General features: G+C 67.7%; 24 protein-coding genes and 1 tRNA gene. 18 read left to right on the plus strand and 7 right to left on the minus strand.

The window, feature by feature from the left end:
• Nucleotides 1-49: 49 nt before the first annotated feature.
• The 5 genes from QSJ19_RS10975 (at nt 50) to QSJ19_RS10995 (ending at nt 5,491) form a co-directional block, all read left to right on the plus strand.
• Complete coding sequence (locus QSJ19_RS10975) at nt 50-331, plus strand: phosphopantetheine-binding protein (protein WP_286320357.1); 282 nt, start codon at nt 50-52, stop codon at nt 329-331.
• Entirely contained in the window at nt 328-1,839 is a 1,512-nt protein-coding gene (locus QSJ19_RS10980) for a tryptophan 7-halogenase (protein WP_286320359.1), read from the plus strand. Before QSJ19_RS10975 ends, QSJ19_RS10980 begins: the two co-directional genes overlap by 4 nt.
• A gap of 10 nt (nt 1,840-1,849) precedes the next feature.
• Nucleotides 1,850-3,121 carry a cation:proton antiporter gene (locus tag QSJ19_RS10985; protein ID WP_286320360.1) on the plus strand — a complete coding sequence of 424 codons (1,272 nt, stop codon included), beginning with the start codon at nt 1,850-1,852 and terminating at the stop codon, nt 3,119-3,121.
• 184 nt (nt 3,122-3,305) lie between these two features.
• Nucleotides 3,306-4,640 carry a lysine N(6)-hydroxylase/L-ornithine N(5)-oxygenase family protein gene (locus tag QSJ19_RS10990; protein ID WP_286320361.1) on the plus strand — a complete coding sequence of 445 codons (1,335 nt, stop codon included), beginning with the start codon at nt 3,306-3,308 and terminating at the stop codon, nt 4,638-4,640.
• Entirely contained in the window at nt 4,637-5,491 is an 855-nt protein-coding gene (locus QSJ19_RS10995; RefSeq protein WP_286320362.1) for a siderophore-interacting protein, read from the plus strand. Before QSJ19_RS10990 ends, QSJ19_RS10995 begins: the two co-directional genes overlap by 4 nt.
• 34 nt (nt 5,492-5,525) lie before the next feature.
• On the opposite strand, the gene QSJ19_RS11000 is transcribed toward QSJ19_RS10995, so the two are convergent.
• Together QSJ19_RS11000 and QSJ19_RS11005 are read right to left on the minus strand one after the other, a co-directional pair.
• On the minus strand, nt 5,526-6,476 hold the full coding sequence (locus QSJ19_RS11000; protein WP_286320363.1) for an LLM class F420-dependent oxidoreductase: 951 nt from the start codon (nt 6,474-6,476) through the stop codon (nt 5,526-5,528).
• Nucleotides 6,477-6,491: 15 nt separating this feature from the next.
• Entirely contained in the window at nt 6,492-7,598 is a 1,107-nt protein-coding gene (locus QSJ19_RS11005; protein WP_286320367.1) for a nucleoside hydrolase, read from the minus strand.
• 74 nt (nt 7,599-7,672) lie between these two features.
• Here QSJ19_RS11005 and QSJ19_RS11010 point away from each other — a divergent pair, with 74 nt between their 5' ends.
• Nucleotides 7,673-8,617: a mechanosensitive ion channel family protein gene (locus tag QSJ19_RS11010; protein ID WP_286320368.1), complete on the plus strand. Its 945-nt coding sequence runs from the start codon at nt 7,673-7,675 to the stop codon at nt 8,615-8,617.
• A 49-nt stretch (nt 8,618-8,666) separates the two neighbouring features.
• Here QSJ19_RS11010 and QSJ19_RS11015 read toward each other — a convergent pair.
• A tRNA-Leu gene (locus tag QSJ19_RS11015) sits at nt 8,667-8,752 on the minus strand.
• Between the two features lie 68 nt (nt 8,753-8,820).
• Between QSJ19_RS11015 and QSJ19_RS11020 the strand changes: the two genes are divergently transcribed.
• Both QSJ19_RS11020 and QSJ19_RS11025 read left to right on the plus strand, forming a co-directional pair.
• Nucleotides 8,821-10,167 carry a M20/M25/M40 family metallo-hydrolase gene (locus tag QSJ19_RS11020; protein WP_286320369.1) on the plus strand — a complete coding sequence of 449 codons (1,347 nt, stop codon included), beginning with the start codon at nt 8,821-8,823 and terminating at the stop codon, nt 10,165-10,167.
• A gap of 72 nt (nt 10,168-10,239) precedes the next feature.
• Nucleotides 10,240-10,788 carry a YbhB/YbcL family Raf kinase inhibitor-like protein gene (locus QSJ19_RS11025; protein ID WP_286320370.1) on the plus strand — a complete coding sequence of 183 codons (549 nt, stop codon included), beginning with the start codon at nt 10,240-10,242 and terminating at the stop codon, nt 10,786-10,788.
• A gap of 122 nt (nt 10,789-10,910) precedes the next feature.
• Here the strand turns inward: QSJ19_RS11025 and QSJ19_RS11030 are convergent, their stop codons facing one another.
• The 3 genes from QSJ19_RS11030 to QSJ19_RS11040 are packed head-to-tail and all read right to left on the minus strand — an operon-like array spanning nt 10,911 to nt 13,398.
• Entirely contained in the window at nt 10,911-11,975 is a 1,065-nt protein-coding gene (locus QSJ19_RS11030; RefSeq protein ID WP_502876142.1) for a quinone-dependent dihydroorotate dehydrogenase, read from the minus strand.
• A gap of 38 nt (nt 11,976-12,013) precedes the next feature.
• Nucleotides 12,014-12,328 carry a DUF5703 family protein gene (locus tag QSJ19_RS11035; protein ID WP_286320374.1) on the minus strand — a complete coding sequence of 105 codons (315 nt, stop codon included), beginning with the start codon at nt 12,326-12,328 and terminating at the stop codon, nt 12,014-12,016.
• A 2-nt stretch (nt 12,329-12,330) separates the two neighbouring features.
• Nucleotides 12,331-13,398: a YncE family protein gene (locus QSJ19_RS11040; protein ID WP_286320376.1), complete on the minus strand. Its 1,068-nt coding sequence runs from the start codon at nt 13,396-13,398 to the stop codon at nt 12,331-12,333.
• Between the two features lie 36 nt (nt 13,399-13,434).
• Here QSJ19_RS11040 and QSJ19_RS11045 point away from each other — a divergent pair, with 36 nt between their 5' ends.
• The 7 genes from QSJ19_RS11045 to QSJ19_RS11075 all read left to right on the plus strand — a co-directional run bounded on the left by QSJ19_RS11045 (nt 13,435) and on the right by QSJ19_RS11075 (nt 18,616).
• Complete coding sequence (locus tag QSJ19_RS11045; RefSeq protein WP_286320377.1) at nt 13,435-13,569, plus strand: hypothetical protein; 135 nt, start codon at nt 13,435-13,437, stop codon at nt 13,567-13,569.
• An 11-nt stretch (nt 13,570-13,580) separates the two neighbouring features.
• A complete protein-coding gene (locus tag QSJ19_RS11050; RefSeq protein WP_286320378.1) occupies nt 13,581-14,423 on the plus strand; it encodes an undecaprenyl-diphosphate phosphatase in 843 nt (280 codons plus the stop codon).
• Nucleotides 14,424-14,440: 17 nt separating this feature from the next.
• Nucleotides 14,441-15,226: an MSMEG_4193 family putative phosphomutase gene (locus QSJ19_RS11055; RefSeq protein ID WP_286320379.1), complete on the plus strand. Its 786-nt coding sequence runs from the start codon at nt 14,441-14,443 to the stop codon at nt 15,224-15,226.
• Nucleotides 15,227-15,251: 25 nt separating this feature from the next.
• On the plus strand, nt 15,252-15,974 hold the full coding sequence (locus tag QSJ19_RS11060) for a DUF3090 domain-containing protein (protein WP_286320380.1): 723 nt from the start codon (nt 15,252-15,254) through the stop codon (nt 15,972-15,974).
• A gap of 1 nt (nt 15,975) precedes the next feature.
• Nucleotides 15,976-16,896: an SCO1664 family protein gene (locus tag QSJ19_RS11065; RefSeq protein ID WP_502876137.1), complete on the plus strand. Its 921-nt coding sequence runs from the start codon at nt 15,976-15,978 to the stop codon at nt 16,894-16,896.
• Between the two features lie 121 nt (nt 16,897-17,017).
• The gene (gene mshC, locus QSJ19_RS11070) at nt 17,018-18,265 is read left to right on the plus strand and encodes a cysteine--1-D-myo-inosityl 2-amino-2-deoxy-alpha-D-glucopyranoside ligase (RefSeq protein ID WP_286320381.1); all 1,248 of its coding nucleotides are present in this window, start codon (nt 17,018-17,020) and stop codon (nt 18,263-18,265) included.
• A 42-nt stretch (nt 18,266-18,307) separates the two neighbouring features.
• Nucleotides 18,308-18,616: a hypothetical protein gene (locus QSJ19_RS11075; RefSeq protein WP_286320382.1), complete on the plus strand. Its 309-nt coding sequence runs from the start codon at nt 18,308-18,310 to the stop codon at nt 18,614-18,616.
• A 64-nt stretch (nt 18,617-18,680) separates the two neighbouring features.
• On the opposite strand, the gene QSJ19_RS11080 is transcribed toward QSJ19_RS11075, so the two are convergent.
• Nucleotides 18,681-19,580, minus strand: a complete 900-nt coding sequence (locus QSJ19_RS11080; RefSeq protein ID WP_286320383.1) for a PAC2 family protein — start codon at nt 19,578-19,580, stop codon at nt 18,681-18,683.
• A 51-nt stretch (nt 19,581-19,631) separates the two neighbouring features.
• Between QSJ19_RS11080 and metH the strand changes: the two genes are divergently transcribed.
• The 3 genes from metH (at nt 19,632) to QSJ19_RS11095 (ending at nt 25,249) form a co-directional block, all read left to right on the plus strand.
• Nucleotides 19,632-23,246: a methionine synthase gene (gene metH / locus QSJ19_RS11085; protein ID WP_286320385.1), complete on the plus strand. Its 3,615-nt coding sequence runs from the start codon at nt 19,632-19,634 to the stop codon at nt 23,244-23,246.
• 90 nt (nt 23,247-23,336) lie between these two features.
• Complete coding sequence (locus tag QSJ19_RS11090; RefSeq protein ID WP_286320386.1) at nt 23,337-23,789, plus strand: MarR family winged helix-turn-helix transcriptional regulator; 453 nt, start codon at nt 23,337-23,339, stop codon at nt 23,787-23,789.
• On the plus strand, nt 23,786-25,249 hold the full coding sequence (locus QSJ19_RS11095; RefSeq protein ID WP_286320388.1) for an MFS transporter: 1,464 nt from the start codon (nt 23,786-23,788) through the stop codon (nt 25,247-25,249). Before QSJ19_RS11090 ends, QSJ19_RS11095 begins: the two co-directional genes overlap by 4 nt.
• Nucleotides 25,250-25,269 lie beyond the last annotated feature (20 nt).

Consider the following 25,269-nt stretch of genomic DNA (forward strand, 5'->3'; position numbering starts at 1 on the left):
ACCGGAGAGGCCGTCCATGCCGGGACGGCGGAAAAGGGGACATCACCATATGGCGACGACCAGCTCGACCTTGACCAGGGAGCAGATCATCGGCGACATCGCGGAGATCCTGCAGGTTCCCGCGGCCGAGATCGGAGACGAGACCAATGTGCTCGACGTCGGACTGGACTCGGTCCGGCTCATGTCGTTGATCGAACGATGGCGCGCGGCGGGTGCGGTGAAGGCTGACCTCGTCGCGCTCGCATCCGATCCGGTCGTCGGGTCGTGGGTCCGTGAACTGACCGCCAACGCAGCACCCACTGCATCCGTCACCGAGGAGGCACAGCGATGAATGCACCGATCGTCGAGGATGTCGATGTCGTGGTGGTCGGCGGCGGGCCAGGTGGGTCGACCGTGGCGACCCTCCTCGCCAAGAGCGGGCACCGCGTCGTGCAGCTCGAGAAGGAGACCTTCCCCCGCTACCAGATCGGGGAGTCGTTGCTGCCCTCGACGATTCACGGTGTGTGCCGACTGCTCGGCGTGGACCAGAAGATCAAGGACGCGGGCTTCATGCACAAACGGGGTGGCAGTTTCCGCTGGGGTAAGAACCCGGTGCCGTGGAACTTCCTGTTCGCCATCTCTCCGGAGTTCGCCGGCGAGGGCTCCTATGCGTATCAGGTCGAGCGGATGAAGTTCGACAACATCCTGCTCGAGAACTCGGCAGAGTGCGGCGTGGACGTCCGCCAGAACTGTCGTGTCAACGGCACCGAGCAGGACGAGGCCGGGCGGGTCGTCGGTGTCCGGTACCTCGATGTCGACCGCGGTGAACACCACGTGCGGGCGAAGTACGTCGTCGACGCATCCGGCAACACCACCCGGCTCTCGAAATACGCCGGGGGAGAGCGCATCTACTCCGACTTCTTCCAGAACGTCGCCGTCTTCGGCTATTTCGAGGGCGGCAAGCGTCTGCCCGCGCCCGACTCCGGCAACATCCTGTGCGCAGCGTTCGACGAGGGATGGATGTGGTACATCCCGCTGTCGGACACCCTCACCAGCGTCGGCGCGGTCATCTCGAAGGAGAAGGCCGAACACGTGCTCAACGCACAGGAGGAGACGCTGAACCACTACATCGATCGCTGCACGATCGTGAAGGACATGCTCGGCGACGCCACCCGGGTCACCGAGGGCACGTACGGGGAGATCCGCATCCGCAAGGACTACTCGTATGCCAACACCCGGTTCTGGGGCAACGGGATTGTCCTGGTCGGTGACGCCGCCTGCTTCATCGACCCCGTGTTCTCCACCGGTGTCCACCTCGCCACCTATTCGGGAGTGCTCGCGGCGCGGTCGATCAACAGCGTGCTGTCGGGAGCGATGGCCGAGGAGCGTGCCTTCGACGAGTTCGAGGGGCGCTACCGCCGGGAGTACGCGGTGTTCTACGAGTTCCTGTCGGCGTTCTACGACATGGAACAGTCCGAGGACTCGTACTTCTGGAAAGCTCGTAAGGTCACCAATTTCGACCGCACCGACCTCGCCGCGTTCGTGTCGCTCGTCGCCGGCGGCTACTCCGGCGAGGACGTGCTGACCGATCCGGAGAAGATCGTCGAGAAGTTCAGCGCATCCACCAAGGCGCTCACGGAGGCGACCGAGAAGACCGGTGGTATGGACACCGATTCCGGTCAGCGGATGGGACATATGTTCAGTGCGCCGGTGGTCCGCGACGTCATGGAGGAGATGAACGCCTTCCAGGCTCGCGGCGCCAGCGGCGATGGCGCGATCGAACCGCCGTTGCTCGACGGCGGTCTGGTGCCGTCGGACGACGGTCTGGCGTGGGCCGAGCCCGCGACCGTCGACGCGTGACCCGGCGACGATGCTGACCCAACTCGCGATCATCCTCTGTGCCGCGGTGGTGCTGGGGATGATCGCGAGGCGGCTCGGGCTGCCCGCCATGGTCGGCGAACTGCTCGCTGGGGTCGTCCTCGGCCCGTCCCTGCTCGGCTGGCTGCTCCCGGCGGCGCACGACCGCCTGTTCCCCGATGACGGGGCTCCGTCGGCGTTGGTCGGGGGGATCGGCCAGGTCGGTGTGTTGTTGCTCGTCGGACTCGCTGCGGCTGAGCTCGACTTCACCGTGTTGCGTCGGCGCGGCAAGGTCATCGCATCGGTCAGCGTGTGGTCATTCGCGATTCCACTCGCCTTCGGGATCGGAGTCGGGTTCCTCGTACCCGAGCGGTTCCACGGGATCGACTCCACGCCAGTGGAGTTCGCACTACTGCTCGGAACCGCGATGTCGGTGAGCGCGATCCCGGTGATCGCGAAGATCCTCACCGACCTCGATCTGCTGCGCAAGGAGGTCGGGCAGGTCATCCTGACCGCCGGCACCCTCAGCGATGTCGGTGCATGGATGCTGCTCGCGGTCGTGTCGGCGATGACGACGGTCGGCCTCCGAGGGTGGCAACTCCCGCTGACCGCCCTGTACCTGGGCGCGGCGCTTGCCGTCACCTGGCTGCTCCGTCCGTGGGTACACAAGGCACTCGACCGTGTGGAGGCATCGTCGAATGCCCTGTACGTCAACGGAATCGTGGTGGTGATCATCGTCGGCGGAGCCGCAGCCACCGACGCACTGCATCTGGAGGCCGCGCTGGGCGCATTCCTCGCCGGCCTGATGGTCGGCCGCCGCGGGCGCGGGGTGCTGGGGCCGCTGCAGACGGTCACCGCCGCCGTGCTGGCGCCGGTGTTCCTCGCCACGGCGGGTCTTCACCTGGACCTGGCCGAACTCGGCCGGCCCGGCGTCGCGGTGCTCGCGGTCGTCGTGCTCGTCGTGGCCGTGGCAGGGAAGCTGATCGGCGGATACCTGGGCGCACGTATGGTCGGTGTGTCCCGTTGGGAGTCGCTCGCGCTCGGATCGGGTCTCAACGCGCGGGGGATCGTGGAGATCATCCTCGCGACCATCGGGCTGCAGATCGGGGTGTTCTCCGAATCGGTCTTCACGATCGTCGTCCTGCTGGCGCTGGCCACGTCCATCATGGCCGGTCCTATGCTCGTGTTCGCCACGCGCCGTTTCGAATCCGACCCGGTCCCGCCCGCGCGTCCGGCGGCCGTCGGTGCGGATCCCCACTCCAGTCACATGCACATGGGCAACTGACATCCGCTGGGGTTGTTCCCATGTGGATCGATTGTCCCCTCCGTGTGCTTGACCCATTTCGCTGACCGACGAGGGCGATGAATCACGACCACGTTGCTTAGGGTAGACTTACCTTCCGTCTGGATAACGAGTGCGCCTTACCCATCGGTCAGCACAGTCGCAGAACGACGTAGAGGAGCAACGCTTGTGCAGTGATCTTTCTCCGTTGGTCGACGTGGTCGGCATCGGATTCGGACCGTCGAATCTGGGGTTGGCGATCGCGATCGAGGAGCACAATCTGACCGCGGGCCCGCAGCAGACGGTCACCGCGAAGTTCTTCGAGAAGAAGGATGCCTTCGGCTGGCACTCCGGCATGTTGCTGCCCGGGACCACCATGCAGGTGTCGTTCCTGAAGGACCTTGCCACGCAACGCAATGCACGCAGCGAATACACCTTCCTGAACTACTTGACGGAACGCGGTCGACTGACCCACTTCATCAACAGGCAGGACTTCTTCCCGCTGCGCGCCGAGTTCCACGATTATCTGTGCTGGGCCGCCGACCGGGTGAGGGTCCCCGTCGAGTACTCGACGGACGTCACCGCGGTGCACTGGGACGGTGACCACTTCGAAGTGGTGTCCGACTCCGGTGTGGTGCGCGCACGCAACCTGGTTCTCGGGGGCGGACTCCGGGCCAAGCTGCCGGCGGGGATCACTCCCGGTCCTCGGGTGTTCCACAACCATCGGATGCTCCGTCACTTCGCCGACCTGCCCAGCAGGCTCAACGGCCGGTACGCCGTGATCGGCGCGGGTCAGAGCGCCGCCGAGGTGGCCGCCTACCTGCACGATGAGACCGGCGCGGATGTGCACGCGGTGTTCGCGAAGTACGGGTACACACCCGCCGACGACAGCCCGTACGCGAACCGGATCTTCGATCCGGAGGCCGTCGACGAGTACTTCGCCGCCGAGGACGGCTGGCGTGAACGACTGCTGCACTATCACCGCAGCACGAACTACTCCGCGGTCGATCCGGAGCTGATCCAGGATCTCTACCAACGGGAGTACACCGAGCACGTCGACGGACACCGACGGCTGTTCGTGCACGGCGCCACCGAGCTGCTCGACATCGTCGAGTCCGGGGACTCCGTCCGGATCCGGGTCGCACATCGGCTCACCGGGACGGAGACCGAACTCGACTGTGACGCCGTGGTGTTCGCCACCGGCTTCGAGCCGACACCGCTGTCGGACATGCTCGGCGACCTCGCCGAGAGCTGCGGCGAGGACCGGCACGGCCGACCCGTCCTGGATCGGCTCTATCGGGTGCAGACGACCGACGACATCACCGGCCAGATCTTCGTGCAGGGCAATTCCGAGCACACCCACGGGCTGACCTCGACGCTCCTGTCCAACGTCGCGGTCCGTTCGGGCGAGATCGTGCGGGCGCTCGCGGAGGACCGTCCACTGGTCGCCGCCGGCGCCGCACCGAACGGGTTCGCGGACATCACCGGCGAGGCCGCGGTGGGTCGGGACGGACATCGGTGACTCACTCCGACTCGGCGACGGTGGATCTGACGCCGCACGACACCGAGCTCCGGTTGACGATGTACGACCTCGTCCCGCGCACGGTCGAGGTCGTGGCCACCAGGGACCTGAGCGCCGAGATGCGACGGGTCACGTTTCGGATCACGTCCCCGGACGACTTCTGGTTCGTCGAGATGGCGCCCGACGACCACATCAAGCTGTTCTTCGCCGATGAGACCGGCGAGATCGTGATGCCCGGGGTGGGGCCGGACGGGATGCGCCTGCCAACACAGGGGTGTCATCCGATCTACCGCGACTACACCGTCCGATCCTATGACCGCGATTCGGCGTTGCTCGACATCGACTTCGTGCTGCACACGCACGGCGTCGCGGGTTCGTGGGCGATGCGGGCGGCCGCCGGGGACCGGTTGGGGATGCTGGGTCCGCGTGGCTCGCACATCTACCCGGTCGGCTACGACTGGTACCTCCTCGGCGCCGACGACACCGCACTTCCGGCGCTCGCCCGCTGGCTGGAGGAGCTGCCGGCGGGCAAACCGGTGATCGCCGTCGTCGAGGTGTCGGGACCGGAGTCGGAGATCGACCTGCCCGCGCGCCCCGGTGCGCAGATCCACGTGGTGCACCGTGGCGACGCGGCTCCCGGGAACAGCGCCCTGCTCCACGATGCGATCCGTTCTCTGGAACTGCCGGCCGGCACCTGCTACGCCTGGGTCGCCGGTGAGGCCAACTCGCTCAAACCGATCCGGCGCCACCTCCGACGAGATCTGGGGCTGCCGAAGGAGCGGGTGAAGGTCGACGGCTATTGGCGCGCCGGGACCGTCAACCTCGACCATCACGAGGCCGAGGACGAGTAACCGCCGCGGCACCGCGTCGTCTGTGGACCAGCGATCAGCCGACGAGCGGTGCCAGCGTACGGCCCAGGAGCGAGACCCGGCCGTGCACATGCCCGTTGGCGGGCGCGTTGACCGTGACGCCGTCGATTCCGGTCGCGAGCAGGTCGGCGACGCGCGCGCCGACCTCGTCCGGATCGCCCACGATGGTCGACGCGCGGCGTACCTCGGCGGCCGGATTCCGCTGCAGATAGTCCTCGAACTCGGCGACCGCCTGATCGTGGGTCGGGGCGATGCACGCCGAGGTCTGCAGGCTCACCGTGATCTCGGAACGAGTGCGGCCCAGCCGGTCACAGTGTTCCGCCAGCGCATCGAGTTTGCGCGGGATGTCCTCGACGGCACAGATGAGGTTCGACTCGTCCGCGTACTGGGCGACCATGCGCAGGGTCTTCTTCTCGCCGCCACCTCCGATCATCACCGGGATCTTCGACAGAGGGGCGGGAACATTGAGCGCCTCGCTCACTCGGTACCACCGGCCGTCGAGGCTCGGCGCTGTGCCCGCCAGCATGCCGAGGACGATCTGCAGGGATTCCTCGAGCCTCTCGAACCGGTCGGTGAAGGTGCCGAATTCGTATCCGAGCGAGTCGTGTTCGAGTTCGAACCACCCCGCACCGATGCCGAGTTGCCCGCGACCGCCGGACACCAGGTCGAGGGCGGTCACCGTCTTGGCCAGCAGGGTCGGGTTGCGGTAGGTGTTTCCGGTGACGAGCGAGGACAGGCGCACGGTCGAGGTGTGCTGTGCCAGGGCCGAGAGCAGCGTGTAGCACTCGATCATCGGTTCGTCGGGGGCGCCGAGGATCGGCAGTTGATAGAAGTGGTCCATCACCAGGACGGTGTCGAAACCGGACTCCTCGGCCTCGACCGCCTGCCCGACGATCGTGGGGAAGAGCCGGTCCGGGGCGGTGTCGGGATAGGTGAAATTGGGGATCTGGTAACCGAGCTTCGTCACACCTCGACGCTACGCTCACCGTGCCTGGGCCGCACCGGTTCTCCGCGGTGTATCTCCACGGCCCTCGGTCGACACATCCTTGTGGCTGTCCGAATTGTCCGATGGGGCAAGTGTTCTCGCCAGCGTGGCGATCCGGTCGAGCAGCTCGTCGAACACCGCGTCGACATCGGTGGCCGTCGCGATCCGTGCGTTCGGGGCGCCGGTCATAGACCGTTCGTCGGCCACGGTCATGCCCCTGGTCAGCCGCCCGGCCAGCTCGACGCCGACCCGCGCCCCGATGGTGGTGACGATGCCGGGAGAGAGGGCGACCAGTGCCGCGAACGGATCGTGGAGGTGGGCGATGTATCCCTCGTCGTGGGCGTGATGGAACTCGAGGTAGAAGCGCAGGGCGTCGACGAGGTGGCGGATCAGGGGATTGCCGGCGACCGAACGCAGCCCCGGTTCGTCGCCGGGATCGGGGCACTCGACCGGGCTGCTGCCCGCGGCGGCGGCGAGACGGACCAGGTGGTCGGGGGTGAGGGCCACCGACTCGGTGAGGTCGAGCGGGCACACGATGGGCGGCGCCGCGTCGTCGGATCCGAATGCGGCGAAGACCTCCGCGGCGGCCTCGGGGTCGACGGCGACGTTCCATTCCGCGACGGGGGTGGTATTGCCGTGGACGTGGAACGCACCGCCCATGATCACCAGTCGGGCAACCCGGCCCGGGAGTGCCGGATCGCGCCGGATGGCCGTCGCCAAGGAGGTCAGGGGTCCTGTGACCAGGCCGATCAGCTCGCCCGGATGTGCGAGGGACGCGTCGATCCATGCGTCCGCGGCGTCCACGTGGCTCTCGCTGGTCGTCGCGGGCGGCAGTTCCGCGTACCCGACACCGGCCGGGCCGTGGGTGTCCTCGGTGGTCATGAGTTCGGCGACGAGCGGGACCGGAGAGCCGGCGTGGACCGGGATGTCGGTGCGACCGCACAGTTCCAGCCAGGCGAGGTTGTTCGCGGTCACCGTGTCGACCGGGACGTTGCCGGCGGTGGATGCGATCCCGATCACATCGACGTCGGTGCGCGCGAGCAGGTACAGCAGCGCGAGCGAGTCGTCGATCCCGGTGTCGCAGTCGAAGAAGAGGCGGGTCACACCGTCATTGTGACAAGTCCACCTCGCGGGGCGCCGGACTGGACATGTGCTGTCAGGTTTGTACCGTCGGGAGGATGACGGCTCAACACATCGCATTCGAATGGACGGAGACGAATCGCGAGTGGATCATCGAGAATCCGATCCGCATCGCGACCTACATCATCGTCGCACTGATCGTGCGATTCCTGCTCCACCGCGCCATCGACCGGGCAACCAGGCGCCCGCAACCCTCCGGGGTGAGCGGAGACGTCGAGGCGCGCAAACCAGCGCTGCTGAGGCATCTGCGGGAGAAGACGCCGTCGTCCGCCCGCAGCGCCGCGGTCGCCGAACGTCGCGCCCAGCGAGCGAAGACCATCGGTTCCGTGCTGAAGTCCACGGTGTCGATCATCCTGCTGGTGTGGGTCGTGCTGTCGGTGCTCAGCGTTCTCGGCGTCAACATCGCGCCGTTCATCGCCTCGGCCGGTGTCGTCGGTCTGGCAATCGGTTTCGGCGCGCAGAACCTCGTCCGCGATTTCGTGTCCGGCGTGTTCATGCTGCTCGAGGACCAGTACGGTGTCGGTGACATCGTCGACCTGGGTGAGGCCTCGGGCGAGGTCGAGTCCGTCGGTCTGCGGATCACCACCCTGCGCGACATCGACGGCACGCTCTGGTACGTGCGCAACGGCGAGATCATCCGGGTCGGCAACATGAGCCAGGAGTACGCGGTGGCGCGGGTGGAACTGCCCGTGGCGCTCGGCGCCGACCTCGACCGCGCCCAGGCGGTCGCGTTGGAGGCGGCGAACAAGGCGCTCGCCGACGACGCCGCGGCGGCCGACGTCCTCGGCGTCCCCGAGATGCTCGGCATCCAGGAGGTCGGACCGGACCAGGTCACCCTGCGGATGACGGTCAAGACCAAGCCGAACGCACAGTGGGCCACCCAGCGCCTGCTGCGCCGCGCCGTTCTCGCGGCTTACGACGAGCACGGGATCTCCCTGCCGCACCCGTTGACCAGGCTGGTCGGCGCCACCCCCAGCGAGTGACCGGACACAATGAATGGACCCAGGCCGATCGGCCTGGGTCCATTCATTGTGTCCGAGGGGGGACTTGAACCCCCACGCCCGTTAATAGGGCACTAGCACCTCAAGCTAGCGCGTCTGCCATTCCGCCACTCGGACCTGCGTTCGTAGCGGGCACAACCTTAACCGAGGTTGCCCGTCTACCCCAAATCCCGTAGGAGTGGGGGGTGACTTTCCAGCCCGAGGCCCCGAACGCGGTCGACGAGGTCGTCGACATCGTCAGTCGTCTCATCCGATTCGACACCACCAATACCGGCGAACCGGAGACGACGAAGGGCGAGGAGCAGTGCGCCAGGTGGGTGGCGCAGGTCCTCGAGGAGGTCGGATACACGACGCAGTACGTCGAGTCGGGCCGACCGGGTCGAGGCAATGTGTTCGCCCGTCTGGCGGGTCCTCCCGACTCCGACCGTGGCGCGCTGCTCGTGCACTCCCATCTCGATGTCGTGCCGGCCGAGCCGTCGGATTGGAGCGTGCACCCGTTCTCGGGATCGGTGTCGGATGGATACATCTGGGGCCGCGGCGCCGTGGACATGAAGGACATGGTCGGCATGGCGCTGGCGCTGGCCCGCCAGTTCCGACGTGACGGCACGGTTCCGCCGCGCGAACTCGTCTTCGCCTTCCTCGCGGATGAGGAGGCGGGTGGTACGTGGGGTTCGCACTGGCTGGTCGAGAACCGTCCGGATCTGTTCGAGGGCGTCACCGAGGCCGTCGGCGAGGTGGGTGGCTTCTCGCTCACCGTCGACCGGCCGGACGGGGAACAGCGCAGGCTGTACCTGGTGGAGACCGCCGAGAAGGGCTTGTCCTGGATGCGCCTGACGGCGAACGCCTCGGCCGGCCACGGATCGTTTCTGCACGAGGACAACGCGGTCACCGAGGTGGCGGAGACGGTGGCCCGGATCGGGCGCCACACGTTCCCGCTCGTGATGACCGAGTCGGTCGGCGAGTTCCTGGCCGCGGTATCCGACGAGACGGGTCTCGACCTGCGTCCGGACGCGCCCGATCTCGACACCACGCTCTTCAAACTGGGCAACCTCGCCCGCATCATCGGTGCGACGCTGCGTGACACCGCCAACCCGACCATGCTCGAGGCAGGATACAAGGCCAACGTCATCCCACAGAAGGCCGAGGCGGTCATCGACTGCCGCGTCCTGCCCGGACGGCAGGCCGAGTTCGAGAAGGAGATCGACGAACTACTCGGGCCGAACGTGACCCGCGAGTGGATCACCCACCTCGACTCCTACGAGACGACCTTCGACGGCCACCTCGTCGACGCGATGAACGACGCCATCCTCGCGCACGATCCGCAAGGGAAGGCCGTGCCGTACATGCTCTCGGGCGGCACCGACGCCAAGGCCTTCGCCAAGCTCGGCATCCGATGCTTCGGGTTCGCGCCGCTGCAGTTGCCGCCGGATCTCGACTTCGCCGCGCTGTTCCACGGGGTCGACGAGCGGGTGCCGGTCGACGCCGTGGTGTTCGGTACGAAGGTCTTCGAACACTTTCTGTTACACAGTTGATGTCCCCGATCATGGGTGCTACGCCGTCGCCTCGTAGAGGCGCCGGAGTGCCCGCAGGAGAAAGGTGATCTGATGTCGTCGTCGTTCAACCCCTACGACCCGCTCCCGAGTCTGCCCGGCTTCACCCTGACCTCGGAGAGCCTCACCGACGGACAGGGTCTGCCCAACGCCCAGGTCAGTGGGATCATGGGTGCCGGTGGCGAGGATCTGTCGCCGCAGCTGAGCTGGTCCGGATTTCCTTCGGACACCAAGAGTTTCGCCGTCACGGTGTATGACCCGGACGCCCCCACCGCGTCCGGCTTCTGGCATTGGGCCGTCGCCGACATCCCGGCGTCGGTGACGTCGCTGGCCGAAGGCGCCGGTGACGAGACCGGAGCCGGCCTCCCCGAGGGTGCGGTGACACTCCCCAACGACGCGTCCGCCAAGCGTTTCATCGGGGCGGCCCCGCCGCCCGGACACGGCCCGCACCGCTACTACGTCGTCGTCCATGCCGTCGACGTCGAATCGCTGGGCCTGCCCGACGGGGCGACGCCGGCCTACCTGGGCTTCAACCTGTTCTCCCACGCGATCGCGCGTGCGAGCATCGTCGGTACCTTCGAGCAGGCGTCCGAGAACGTCTGAGCTCCCGCGCTCCGGCGTCCGATCGCACGGGCGCCGGAGGCGCGCCCTGGCCGCTGAGGAGCGAAGCGTCACGAAGGACCCTCTGACGCTTCGCTCCTCAGGGAGCCTTGACGCCGAGCTCCTCAGGAGCGGTGTCGGCTGTCGGAACCGACGGCGTCGGCGAGACTCGCGAAACCGCCGGCACGGACCCGGGCCGCGATCCCGTCGTGGATCTGCTTGGCCCACAACGGCCCGCCATAGATGAAGCCGGTGTAGCCCTGCAGCAAATCGGCGCCGGCGCAGATGCGTTCCCACGCCTGGTCGGCGGTCTCGATGCCGCCCACACTGACGAGCGCGACACGGCCACCCACGCGGGCGTGCAGCCTGCGCAGGACCGCGAGGGAGCGGTCGGCGAGAGGGGGCCCGGACAGACCGCCCGCACCCATCGCCGAGACCTCTCCGGCGGGCGTGCGCAGGCCGTGCCGGCCGATGGTCGTATTGGTCGCCACGATCCCCGCAAGCCCCAGCTCGACGGCCAGGTCGGCAACGGCGTCGATGTCGTCGTCGGCGAGATCGGGAGCGATCTTCACCAGCACCGGCACCGAGACCTCGTCGAGCACGGCACGCAGGATCGGCCGCAGCGAGTCGACCGCCTGCAGATCACGTAATCCCGGGGTGTTCGGTGAACTCACGTTCACCACCACGAAGTCGGCGAGGGGCCCGAGAGTCCGTGCGCTGAACCGGTAGTCGTCGACCGCATCCTCGACGGGCACGATCTTGGTCTTGCCGATGTTGGCCGCGATGGGCACGCTGACGGGGCCGGGGCGCAGGGCCGCCAGGTGTGTGGCAGCGAGCTCCGCGCCGGGATTGTTGAAACCCATCCGATTGACGAGTGCACGGTCGGCAGGCAGACGGAACAGTCGCGGGGTGGGATTGCCCGGTTGTGGAGCACCGGTGATCGTGCCGACCTCGGCATAGCCGAAGCCGACCTGACCCCACGCGTTGACGGCCGACGCGGACTTGTCGAAACCCGCCGCGAGACCGAGGGGAGCCGGGAAGTCGATGCCGAAGACACGCTGCCGGAGCACGGGATCATGCGAGGCCAGGATCTTCGCGGCGAGGTACCGCAGCAGCGGATTGCGGCCGGTGATGCCCAGGGCGCGGGCGGCGATCCCGTGGACACGTTCGGGCGCGAGCAGGAACATCATGCGCAGCAGCACCGGATACACGATGCCGTTGATCCGGCTCAGCACGCCTGCGCACCCGCCTCGGTGTCGTTGCCGAAGCGGCGCCCACGGGGCGGTTTCTTGCGGCGCAGCAACACTTTTCGGGTTCCGTCCGAGTACAGTCGGACACGTTTGAGTTCCCAGCCGCCGAACTCTGCCTCGATGGAGAGTCGCATCGACGCGGTCACCCGCGTGACATCCGGGGGCAGCGTCAGCAGCACGCACTCGTGATCGTCGGTGGTGACCTCCCAACCGCGAGGATGACGCGAACCGAAACGTGAACCCGCGGGACCCATCCGGGTCGTGCCGGCATCGGCGGTCGGATCAGGCGACATGCTCACCCTCCCGACGGACCGACGGTGACGACGCCGCGCAGGGCGTTCTGAGGTGTGGCGACCTGCAACCCGCCGCGCGCCGACAACACGTAGACCGTTCCGGTCGCGTCGTCGACGGCGATGCTGTCCGGTTGTGCGACTGCCGGGAACCGATGTTTCTCCTCGGGCTCACCCCCGGACAGGTCATAGGCCACCACCTCGTTGTTCGCCGTCGTCGACACCCACGCCAGGTTGCGCGTGTCGTCGTAGTCTACGGCGTACGGGCCGTTGGCCACGGGATAGCGGAACCGCATCACGAGCGGTGACCCGAAGAAGCCGATGAGCTCGTCGTCGCGCGTGTTGGCCACCAGGACACGGCCGTAGCGATCGACCGTGGAGGTGGTGGCGCCGTTACCCGCCCGCAACGCCGGACCGAGATTGCCGTCCGACAGTGTGACGGGGGTGACCGACGACTGTGCCCGGTCGAGGACGACGACCTGTTCGCCGGGCAGGTCTGCGTCTTCCGGGGAGACGGTGATGTCGTCGACCCGGACGAAACCGTCGATGACCCGACCCGGCCGGAGATCGCGGTCGAACACGAGTACGCGACCGTCGGCGGTGCCCACCAGCACCTGCCCGGAGGCGGTACGGGCCAGTGCCGTCGGGTCGGCGACCTCGGTCGGTGTCGTGGCGACCGCGCCGTCGGGGGAGATGCGTGCGATCACGTCGGGTCCGACGCCGACGAACGAGCCGTCACCGCTGCCGACGAGCCGGGTCAGGGGCGGTGTCGTGGACCGTTGCGGTTCGGCACCCGGAAGGGCGTCGCGGTAGCGGAGCACGGTTGTCCCGGCGGGATCGAGCACTGCGACGACGCCGTCGTCGACGGCCAGTCCGCGACTGCCGGCGGGTGTCGGCAGAACGATGCCGGCCGGTGCTGCAGCCGGGCCCGGGGGCGCGGCGGGCGCGGTGGCCGGTGTGACAGTCGGCACATCGGGTGCGGACGGCGTGTCCGACGGCCCGCACGCGGCCAGGGTCACCGCGACTGCGATCACGCTGAACCCGACGGCAAGAGGTCGGGACCGCGACACCATGTCGAAAAGGCTGGTCGGGTGCTTCGATCTGGCCGCGTGCATGCCACCATCTTGCGTCACGTCACCGGCGACGACGGATCGGGGTCGGGGGTCGCGACCACGCCGGATCTGCCGCGGATGCCGGGAAACGCCGACGCCGAGGATGCGGTGGGACCCTTCGATTGCACGTAGCATCTGCGGCCGTGAGCGACACCATGACATGGGCCCAGGCGATCGTGCTCGGTGCTGTGCAAGGCGTGACCGAGTTCCTGCCGATCTCGTCGTCGGGTCACCTGCGGATTGCGTCGGAGTTGATGTTCGGGGAGGACGCCGGAGCGTCGTTCACCGCGGTCACGCAACTCGGCACCGAGGCGGCCGTCCTCGTCTACTTCGCCCGGGACATCGTGCGAATCGTGACGGCGTGGTTCGGGGGTCTGCTCCAGAGAGACGAACGCGGTCTCGACTACCGGATCGGGTGGTACGTGATCTTCGCGACCATCCCGATCGGTGTGCTCGGGTTCTTGTTCAAGGATCAGATCCGCACCACCGGCCGCAACCTGTGGCTCGTGGCGACGGTGCTCATCCTGTTCGCCGGGGTGATCTGGCTCGCCGAGCGGTACGGCCGCAAGGAGCGATCCATGGATCAGCTGACCCTGCGGGACGGTCTGGTCATGGGTCTGGCGCAATGCCTCGCGCTGGTGCCGGGCGTGTCGCGCTCCGGCGCGACCGCCAGTGCCGGGCTGTTCCTCGGCCTCGAACGCGAGGCCGCGTTCCGCTTCTCGTTCCTGCTCGCCATCCCGGCGGTCACGGCCTCGGGACTGTTCAGCCTGCCCGACGCCTTCGATCCGAGTGGTGAGGGCATGGAGGCGACCGGATCCCAGCTGTTGATCGCCACGCTGATCGCCTTCGTGATCGGGTACGCGTCGATCGCGTGGCTGCTGCGTTTCGTCAGCGCCCACTCGATGAACTGGTTCGGTGCGTACCGCGTGATCCTGGGCCTGACCGTCATCGGTCTGCTGTCCGCAGGCGTGATCAGCGCGACCTGAGCCGTAAGGTTGGACCCATGACCGTGATTTTGGTGCGGCACGGACGTTCCACGGCCAACACGTCGGGTGTGCTCGCCGGCCGGACCCCCGGGGTCTCGCTCGACGAGAAGGGGCAGGAGCAGGCATCGGCACTGCTCGAGCGGCTCGGGGTGTGCATCGGCGAGATCAGCGCCGTCGCCCGCTCGCCGCTGGACCGCTGTGCGCAGACCGTGGCCCCGCTGATGGCCGCTCTCGACGCCGACCCCGATCGCGACGTCCCCGAACTCGTGGTGGACGCGCTGGCCGAGGTCGACTACGGCGCATGGACCAACCGGCCGATCAAGGACCTGCTGAAGGAGCCCCTGTGGAAGACGGTCCAGCAGCATCCCTCTGCCGCCGTCTTCCCGGACGGGGAGGGACTGGCGAACGTCCAGGCGCGGGCGGTCACCGCCGTTCGTGACCTCGATCGTCGTTTCGGCGGCGAGGACGGCAGCGGCGTCTGGGTGGCCTGCTCGCACGGTGACGTCATCAAGGCGATCATCGCCGACGCGATGGGTATGCACCTCGACTCGTTCCAGAGGATCGTCGTCGAGCCGGCATCGGTCAGCGTCATCCGCTACAGCGCCACGCGACCCTACGTACACACCATCAACAGCACGGCGGTGCTGTCGGTGCCGCCGCCGCACAAAGAGAAGCCGGCGCAGACCGCCCCGGACAGCGACGGGGACGCGTCCGCCGACGACGCCGTCGTCGGCGGATCGACGGGAGTCGACGACCGTGATCGCGGTGTCCGGACTGCGGCCACCCCACTCGCACGCGGATAATGGACCGAACAGACAAGGAGGTGTGATGTCTCGCGCGATACACGTGTTCCGGACCCCGGATCGGTTCGTCGCCGGCACGGTCGGCCAGCCGGGGGACCGGACGTTCTACCTCCAGGCCGTACACGAGACCCGGATCGTCAGCGTGCTCCTCGAAAAGCAGCAGGTGGCGATCCTCGCCGATCGCATCGGCGCATTGCTCGAGGAGATCCATCGCCGGTTCGGCACGCCGATCCCTCCGGAGGACGATCGGGTGGGTGATCTGAGCCCGCTGGTCATGCCGGTGGATGCCGAGTTCCGGGTGGGCACGATGGGGCTGGGCTGGGACGCCGAGTCCGAGGCGGTCGTCGTGGAACTCCTCGCGATCACCGAGGGCGAATTCGACGAGAGCGTGGTGCTCGACGACACAGATGAGGGACCGGACGCGGTGCGGGTGTTCCTCACCACCGAGGCCGCCCGGGAGTTCGCGGCACGGTCCTCGCGGGTGATCTCCGCGGGCCGTCCGCCGTGCCCGCTGTGCCACGAGCCGCTCGATCCGGATGGTCACCTGTGTGTCCGTACCAACGGCTACAAGCGGGAGGCCGAGTTGAGCAAGTCGCTCGACTTCGTCGACCCGGAGGTGTTCCGCAACCTCACCGCCATGCAGGACGACACCGGATACCTCGACCCGGAGCCCGACCCCGGATCGGAGGGGACCGAGCACGGTCCCGAGTCCGGGGATGACACCGAGCCCGGCTCGTCGCAGGACTGATGTGACCGTCGGCGAACCGTCCGCTCCCGGGTCCGGCCCATCGGCCGACGCACCGCGGGATTCCGACGACCGGCGCGGTTCCGGGGACGGCCGAACCGACGCGCTGCGCACCGGGGAGCTGGTCATCATCGGGCGCATCCCGTCCGCGAGCAATGCCACGCTGGTCTGCGACGCCGTGCTCGGGGAGACCGAGGTGCGGTGCGTGTACAAACCCGTGCGCGGTGAGGTTCCGCTGTGGGACTTCCCGGACGGCACACTGGCCGGTCGCGAGGTCGCGTCCTACCTCGTCTCCGAGGCGCTGGGGTGGTCGGTCATCCCGACGACCGTGCTGCGCGACGGCCCGCTCGGGCCGGGCATGGTCCAGCGCTGGGTCGACACCGCCGACAACGAGGAGCACCCGGTCCATGTCGGCGGCGCCACGGAATTACCGTCACCGCGGATCGAACTCGTCGATCTGTGTCCCGCCGACACCGTCCCGGTCGGCTACAAGGCCATCCTGCGGGCCATCGACGCCGGCGGGGAACCGGTGGTACTCGTGCATGCCGACGACCCACGACTGCAGCGGATGGCCGTGCTCGACGTCGTGTTGAACAACGCCGACCGTAAGGGCGGGCATGTGCTCGAAGGACTCGACGGCGGTGTCTACGGCGTCGATCACGGCATCTGCCTGCATCCCGACGACAAGCTGCGCACCGTGCTCTGGGGCTGGGCGGGAGAGCAGATCCCGGCCCATCTGCTGGCCGACCTCGTCGAGCTCGGCGAGCATCTCGTCGCGCCGGGTCATCCGCTGGCCGAGGAACTGTCGGGCCATATCACCGAGGACGAGGTCCTCGCCCTGGCCGAACGGGTGGACGATCTGGTGACCACGTCCCGGATGCCGATGACGCCGGGCCATCGACCCATCCCGTGGCCGCCCTTCTGATCTCCCTCTGTCTCTGTCGGATCATCCCTCCGGCCCGGGGCCCGCGTAAGGCAGCTGTGTGACAGTCATGGGTGGACGGTCCCCGCGCGATCGTCCACAGAGCGGGCCATACAGTGGACCCATGCAGTCTTGGCCTGACCCCGCCCTCCCGGCCGTACCGGGTACCGGGCCGGCACTCCGCCTCTTCGATACCTCCGACGCACAGGTACGTCCCGTCAGCCCCGGTGCGACCGCCACGATGTACGTCTGCGGGATCACCCCGTACGACGCGACACACCTGGGGCATGCCGCCACCTATGTCACGTTCGATGTCGTCAACCGGGTGCTGCGCGACCTCGGCCACGACGTTCACTACGTGCAGAACGTCACCGACGTCGACGATCCGCTGTTCGAACGGGCGGAGCGCGACGGTGTCGACTGGCAGGATCTCGGCGCCCGCGAGACCCAACTGTTCCGCGACGACATGGCGGCCCTGCGGGTGCTGCCGCCTCGTGATTACATCGGTGCGATCGAGTCCGTGGGCGAGGTCATCGAGGTGGTCGGCAAGCTCCTCGCATCGGGTGCCGCCTACGTCGTCGACGATCCCGAGTTCCCCGATGTCTACTTCCGCACCGATGCGACCGAGCAGTTCGGCTACGAGTCCGGCTATGACCGGGCGACCATGGAGCGGTTCTTCGCCGAGCGGGGCGGCGACCCCGATCGACCGGGCAAGCGCGATCCCCTCGACGCACTGCTGTGGCGAGCCGCCCGCGACGGCGAACCGTCATGGGAGTCGCCGCAGGGACCGGGCAGACCGGGGTGGCACATCGAGTGCTCGGCCATCGCCCTCAACCGACTCGGCGTCGAGTTCGACATCCAGGGCGGCGGCAACGATCTGATCTTCCCTCATCACGAGTTCTCGGCAGCACATGGTGAGGCGTTGACCGATTCGCGGCGCTTCGCCCGTCACTACGTCCACACCGGCATGGTCGGTCTGGACGGTGAGAAGATGTCGAAGAGTCGGGGCAATCTCGTCTTCGTCTCCGTACTGCGGCGCGACGGAGTGGATCCGGCGGCCATCCGTCTGGCCCTGCTGTCGTCGCACTACCGGGCCGACCGGATGTGGACCGACGCCATCCTCGACGACGCGCGCACCCGCCTCGACCGCTGGCGAGCGGCGACCTCGGCGCCCGCCGGTCCCGATGCCGCGCCGGTCATCGCGCGGGTCCGTGAACACCTCGCCGACGATCTCGACACCCCGAAGGCCCTCGATGCGATCGATGGCTGGTGTCGCGACGTCGAGGCGGGTATCGGCCGGTCGGACACGGCGCCTCACGAGATCTCGCAGGCCGTCGACGCCCTGCTGGGAGTCGAACTCGCCTCGCGGTGACTCCGCCCGTTCTGTCCGGAACGGTCTCGGTACAGTTCTCCCGTGGCACGCACGCAGCACATCGACCCAGACACCACCGCCGGGGTATGGACGGTGGTCACCCGAACGTCGACCTATCTGCTGGACTTCGACGAGATGACGTTGCTCCGGGCGCCCGGCGTGGGCGGGACCGAGAGCGAGGAGTGGGCGGTGAGCCGTCTGCGCCGCGACTCCGAGGACATCCCGCTGCTCGGTGTGAAGTCCTGCCGCGTCGGTGAGTCCGCGCAGTTCTGGGTCCGCGCGGCCGACGATCCGGACGTCCGGACCTGGCGCATCACCACGCCCGTCGTGTCGATCGAGCGGATCGGCTGAGGCTCCACCCCACGCGTTCTCCGAGCGCGCCGCCGTCGAACCCGCCGCCGTGCCCGACCCGCGGTCAGCTCCCGAACGATCCCGGCCCCCGTCCGGCGTCGCCGGGACCCCGGCGTTTCAGATAGCGCTCGAACTCGGCCGCGAGGGCGTCCCCGTCGATCTTCGCCATCACCTCGTCGGCATCGAGTTCGGCGTCCCCGCGCTCCTCGAGCCCGCGGACGTACTCCGCGATCTCCTCGTCGTCCTCGGTCATCTCGGTGACCGCCCGCTCCCATTCCTCGGCCTGTTCCGGCAAGGTGCCGAGCGGCACCTCGATGTCGAGGACCTCCTCGACCCGGTTGAGCAGGGCGACGGTGGCCTTCGGGTTCGGCGGGGTCGACACGTAGTGCGGTACCGCCGCCCAGAACGACACAGCGGGCAGTCCGGCCTGCACGAACAGATCCTGCAACACCCCGGTGATCCCCGTCGGACCCTCGTAGCGGCTCTCGGCGAGGTTGAACCGCGCCGCGGACTCACTGCTGTACGCGGTGCCCGTCACCGGGACGGGACGCGTGTGCGGGGTGTCGGCGAGCAGCGCACCGAGCATCACCGTCGTCTCGACGTCCAGGTCCCGCGCAAGGTCGACGATCTCGGCGCAGAAGCCACGCCAACGCATGTTCGGCTCGATACCGCGGACGAGTACGATGTCACGGTCCGCACCCTGGGGGGTGCAATACGAGATGGACGTGGTCGGCCAGTCGATCCGGCGGGTCACACCGTCGATCTGCTTCACGGTGGGCCGGTTCACCTGGAAGTCGTAGTAGTCGTCGGAGTCGATGTCGGCCAGGGGGACGGCGTCCCAGGTGAGGGCCAGGTGCTCGACGGCACTGCTCGCCGCGTCCCCGGCGTCGTTCCACCCCTCGAATGCGGCCAACAGAACCGGCCTGCGCAGCTGGGGAAGGTTCGACCTCTGCTCAGCGTTCACTGAACCAGCCTACGACCGAACCCCGAGAGAGGGCGAACTACGCTGTCAACCATGTCCACCCGTGCCACCGACCAGGACTCCGGCCTGCCGCACCATGCGCCCCCGGCCGATTACGACACGACATTCCTCACGGCGATGTCGCGTCGCGTGCTGATCGGCGACGGTGCCATGGGCACCATGTTGCAGGCGGCCGACCTCACGCTCGACGACTTCAACGGTCTCGAGGGCTGCAACGAGATCCTCAACGACACCCGCCCCGACGTGCTCGCCGACATCCATCGCGCCTACTTCGAGGCCGGCGCGGATGCGGTCGAGACCAACACCTTCGGGTGCAACCTGTCGAATCTCGGTGATTACGACATCGCCGACCGGATCCGCGAACTCGCCTACAAGGGCACCGGGATCGCCCGCGGCGTCGCCGACGAGACGGGTCCGACCGCGGATGGGACGGCACGCTTCGTGCTGGGTTCGATCGGTCCGGGCACCAAGCTGCCCAGCCTCGGGCACACGACGTTCGAGGTCATCCGCGACGCCTACTTCGAGTGCGTGGCCGGCATGCTCGACGGTGGTGCCGACGCGATCCTGGTGGAGACCTCCCAGGATCTGTTGCAGGTGAAGGCCGCGATCGTCGCGGCCCGCCGGGCGATGGCCGAACTGGGCCGGCACATCCCGATCATCAGTCACGTGACGGTGGAGACGACGGGCACGATGCTGCTCGGCTCGGAGATCGGTGCGGCGCTGGCCGCGATCGAACCGTTGGGCGTGGACCTGATCGGTCTGAACTGCGCGACCGGCCCCGCCGAGATGAGCGAGCATCTGCGGTACCTCTCCAAGCACGCGCGGATCCCGGTCTCGGTGATGCCCAACGCCGGACTTCCCGTCCTCGGGCCCAGCGGTGCCGAGTACCCGCTCCGACCGGACGAATTGGCCACGGCGCTCGGCGATTTCGTGTCCGATTTCGGGCTGTCCTTCGTCGGCGGGTGCTGCGGCACCACGCCGGAACACATCCGGCAGGTGGCCGACCGGATCGCCGAGGTCACCCCGGCGTCGCGACGCCCCGAACACGTCTCCGAGACGTCGTCGCTCTACAGCGCGGTACCGTTCGACCAGGACTCCAGCTTCCTGGTGATCGGGGAGCGGACGAACACCAACGGCTCCAAGGCGTTCCGCGAGGCGATGATCGCCGAGGACTATCAGCGGTGCCTGGACATCGCGAAGGACCAGACCCGCGATGGCGCCCACATGCTCGACCTCAACGTCGACTACGTGGGCCGCGACGGTGCGGTCGACATGACGGCACTGGCGACGCGCTTCGCGACGTCGTCGACGTTGCCGATCATGCTGGACTCCACCGAGCCCGCGGTCATTCGCGCCGGACTGGAAGCGCTCGGTGGGCGCTGCGCGGTCAACTCGGTCAACTACGAGGACGGCGACGGGCCGGATTCCCGGTTCACCCGCATCATGCAGCTGGTCGTCGAACACGGCGCCGCTGTCGTTGCGCTGACCATCGACGAGGAGGGACAGGCGCGGACCGCGGACTGGAAGGTCCGGATCGCCGAGCGGCTCATCGGCGACATCACGGGCAACTGGGGACTCGCCGAGGAGGACATCATCATCGATGCCCTCACCTTCCCGATCTCCACGGGGCAGGAGGAGGTCCGCCGCGACGGCATCGAGACCATCGAGGCCATCCGGCGGTTGCACGAGGCCCATCCCGAGGTCCATTTCACCCTGGGCATCTCCAACATCTCGTTCGGTCTGAACCCGGCGGCACGACAGGTGCTCAACTCGGTGTTCCTGCACGAGTGCGTGCAGGCGGGTCTGGACACGGCGATCGTGCACGCGTCGAAGATCCTGCCGATGGCGCGGATCCCGGAGGAGCAGCGCGAGGTCGCCCTCGATCTGGTCTACGACCGCAGAAGGGATGGCTATGACCCGCTGCAGAGGCTGATGGAGCTGTTCGAGGGGGTGTCGGCGGCGTCGGCGCGGGAGTCGCGGGCCGCCGAACTCGCCAAGCTGCCGCTGTTCGAGCGACTCGAACGCCGCATCGTCGACGGTGAACGCAATGGCCTCGAGGACGACCTCGACGAGGCGATGACCGAGAAGCCGCCACTGTCCATCATCAACGAGACACTGCTGTCGGGGATGAAGACCGTCGGCGAACTCTTCGGTTCCGGACAGATGCAGCTGCCCTTCGTGCTGCAGTCGGCCGAGGTGATGAAAACCGCTGTCGCGCATCTGGAACCGCACATGGAGTCGACCGGCGAAGACGGCAAGGGACGCATCGTGCTCGCAACGGTGAAGGGCGACGTCCACGACATCGGCAAGAATCTGGTCGACATCATCCTGTCCAACAACGGTTACGAGGTGGTGAACCTCGGGATCAAGCAGCCGATCAACACCATCCTCGAGGCAGCCGCCGACAAACGCGCCGATGTCATCGGCATGTCGGGTCTGTTGGTGAAGTCGACCGTGGTGATGAAGGAGAACCTCGAGGAGATCAACGGTCGCGGGGTCGCCGACAGCTACCCGGTCCTGCTCGGGGGTGCGGCACTCACCCGCACCTACGTCGAGAACGACCTGGCGGAGGTCTACGACGGTGACGTGCACTACGCACGTGACGCTTTCGAGGGTCTGCGCCTGATGGACGAGATCATGGCGACCAAGCGCGGCGAAGGGCCCGACCCCGACAGTCCGGAGGCACTGGCCGCCAAGAAGAAGGCCGATGAACGACGGGCGCGTCACGAACGGTCGAAGCGGATCGCCGGGAAGCGCAAGGCGGCCGAGACACCGGTCGAGGTGCCGGCACGTTCGGATGTGTCCGCCGACAACGCGATACCGACGCCACCGTTCTGGGGCACCCGGATCATCAAGGGTGTGCCGATCGCGGATTACCTGCAGCTGCTCGACGAACGCGCACTGTTCCTGGGGCAGTGGGGATTGCGTGGCGCCCGTGGGGGAGAGGGTCCCTCGTACGAGGAGCTCGTCGACACCGAGGGACGCCCCCGGCTCCGCTACTGGATCGACCGGCTGTCGACCGAGAACATCCTGCAGCACGCCGCCGTCGTCTACGGGTACTTCCCGGCGGTCAGCGACGGTGACACGGTTCATGTGCTGACCGAGCCGAGGCCGGATGCCGATGTGCGACACAGCTTCACGTTCCCGCGCCAGCAACGCCCACGGTTCCTGTGCGTCGCCGACTTCATCCGCTCGCGCGAGGAGTGCGAGAAGAGCGGTCAGGTGGACGTCTTGCCGTTCCAGCTGGTGACGATGGGCCAACCGATCGCCGATTTCGCCAACAGGCTGTTCGCCGACGACGCCTACCGTGACTATCTCGAGGTGCACGGTATCGGTGTGCAATTGACCGAGGCGCTCGCGGAGTACTGGCATCAGCGTGTCCGCAGCGAACTGACCGTCGAGGGTGCGTCGTTCGCCGGTGAGGATCCGGCAGATGCCCAGGGGTTCTTCGACCTCGAGTACCGCGGTGCCCGTTTCTCCTTCGGCTACGGCGCATGTCCGGACCTCGACGACCGAGCGAAGATGGTGGAACTCCTGCAGCCGGAACGGATTGGCGTCGAACTCTCCGAGGAACTGCAGTTGCATCCGGAGCAGTCGACCGACGCGTTCGTGTTGCACCATCCGGAGGCGAAGTACTTCAACACCTGACGTCGCACCTGTGCCCGACGCGCAGGTGTCCCTGCACTGATGTTCCGGTCAGCGCTGGCCACAATTCAGTTGTAGTCGTACAATGGTTGTATGACTACAACTGACTCGGCGGGTTCCACCCGGGTCCCGACGGCGACCGAGCTGTGGTTCGCGATGAACAGCTTGGTCCGTGATCACGCGGCGGAGTCGCGCGCGCGAATCGACGACCGCATCGACATGCCGTTCAGCCGGTTTCGCGCATTGCGGAGAATCGCGGTACAAGACCTGACCCAGAGCGACCTGGCGCGACGACTCGGCATCGACGCCCCGGCGACCAGCGTCATCGTGAACGACCTCGTCGAACGAGGACTGGTCACCCGGGTGGAGCATCCCACCGACCGCCGCTTCAAGGTCGTCACCATCACCGACGCGGGTCGTGGCGTGGTGGAATCGGTGGTCGCCGATCAGAGCGCGGCGCCGGACATGTTCGCCGCGCTCGACGACGACCGGCGCCGTCAGCTCGCAGCGCTGCTCGACACGTTGCGTGAGGCGTCCGAATCATGAACGCGCCCACGGTGTCCGCGCCCGCCTCCGACATGTCGCAGTTGGGTTCGCGGCGTCGGCTCGCGATCCTCGCGACGTGCTGTCTGAGCCTGTTCATCGTCGGCATCGACACCTCCGGGGTCAACGTCGCACTGCCCGCCATCGGCTCGGAACTGGGCGCCTCGGCGTCTCAACTCCAGTGGGTCATCGACGCCTACACCCTCGTACTCGCCAGCCTGCTGATGCTCGGCGGATCGCTGGGGGACCGGCTCGGTCGCAAGCGGGTGTTCCAGGTGGGCCTCACCGTCTTCGGGCTCGGCTCCGTCCTGTGTTCGCTGTCGGTGTCGCCGGAGATACTGATCGGCGCACGCATGCTGCAGGCCGTCGGTGGGGCGATGATGAACCCGGTGGCGATGTCGATCATCACCAATGTCTTCACCGAACCACGGGAGCGGGCGCGAGCCATCGGCATGTGGGGGACCGCGATCGGGGTGAGCATGGCCCTGGGCCCACTCGTCGGCGGCGCGCTCGTCGACGGCATCGGATGGCAGGCCATCTTCTGGCTGAACGTGCCCGTGTGCCTGGCCGCCTGCATCCTGACCGCGATTCTGGTGCCGGAGTCACGCGCGCCACATGCGCGTCGTCCCGATCCGGCCGGTCAGCTGCTCGTCCTGGTCTTCCTCGCCACGCTCACCTTCGGCATCATCGAGGGGCGCGGTCTCGGCTGGAGTTCGGCTCCCGTCGTCGCCGCGTTCGGGGTGGCCGCGGTGTCGTTGGTCGCGTTCCTCGTCGTCGAATCACACAGGCGCGAGCCACTGTTGGATCTGCGCTTCTTCCGTAGCGTGCCCTTCAGCAGCTCGGTCGCCGGTGCCGTGCTCGCCTTCAGCGCGATGGGCGGATTCCTCTTCCTCAACACGCTGTACCTGCAGCAGGTGCGGGGCCTGAGCCCGCTCGAGGCCGGTCTGATGACCCTGCCGATGGCGGTCGCCAACGCGGTCTTCTCGCCGTTGTCGGGACGACTCGTCGGCGACCGCGGCGCCCGGCTGCCGATGGTGGGTGCGGGTGCGATGGTGATCGTCAGTGGCTTGATGCTGACCCTGGCCGGGCACGACACCAGCATGTGGTATCTCGGTGTCGCCTACCTGTTCCTGGGCATCGGGATGGGCCTGGTGAATGCGCCGATCACCAACGCTGCCGTGTCGGGGATGCCTCCGGCGCAGGCCGGTGTCGCATCGGCCATCGCCTCCACCAGCAGGCAGGTCGGGATCTCGCTCGGTGTCGCGGTGTTCGGCGCCATCGCGTTCGCGGGAATCGACGGGCCGGTGGCCGACGGACTCGCCTCGGCCGCCCACCCGGCCTGGGTGCTGATGGCGGTCTGCGGGGTCGGACTCGTCGGCGTGGGATTCGTGTCGACCGGGACGTGGGCGCTGGCCACGGCACAGCGCACCCGGGAGCGGATAGCCGCAGACGCATCGGCGTGAACCTCCCAGCCGGCTGACAC

It is taken from the genome of Gordonia sp. ABSL11-1 (genome assembly GCF_030315685.1).
In the GTDB taxonomy this organism is placed as follows: domain Bacteria; phylum Actinomycetota; class Actinomycetes; order Mycobacteriales; family Mycobacteriaceae; genus Gordonia.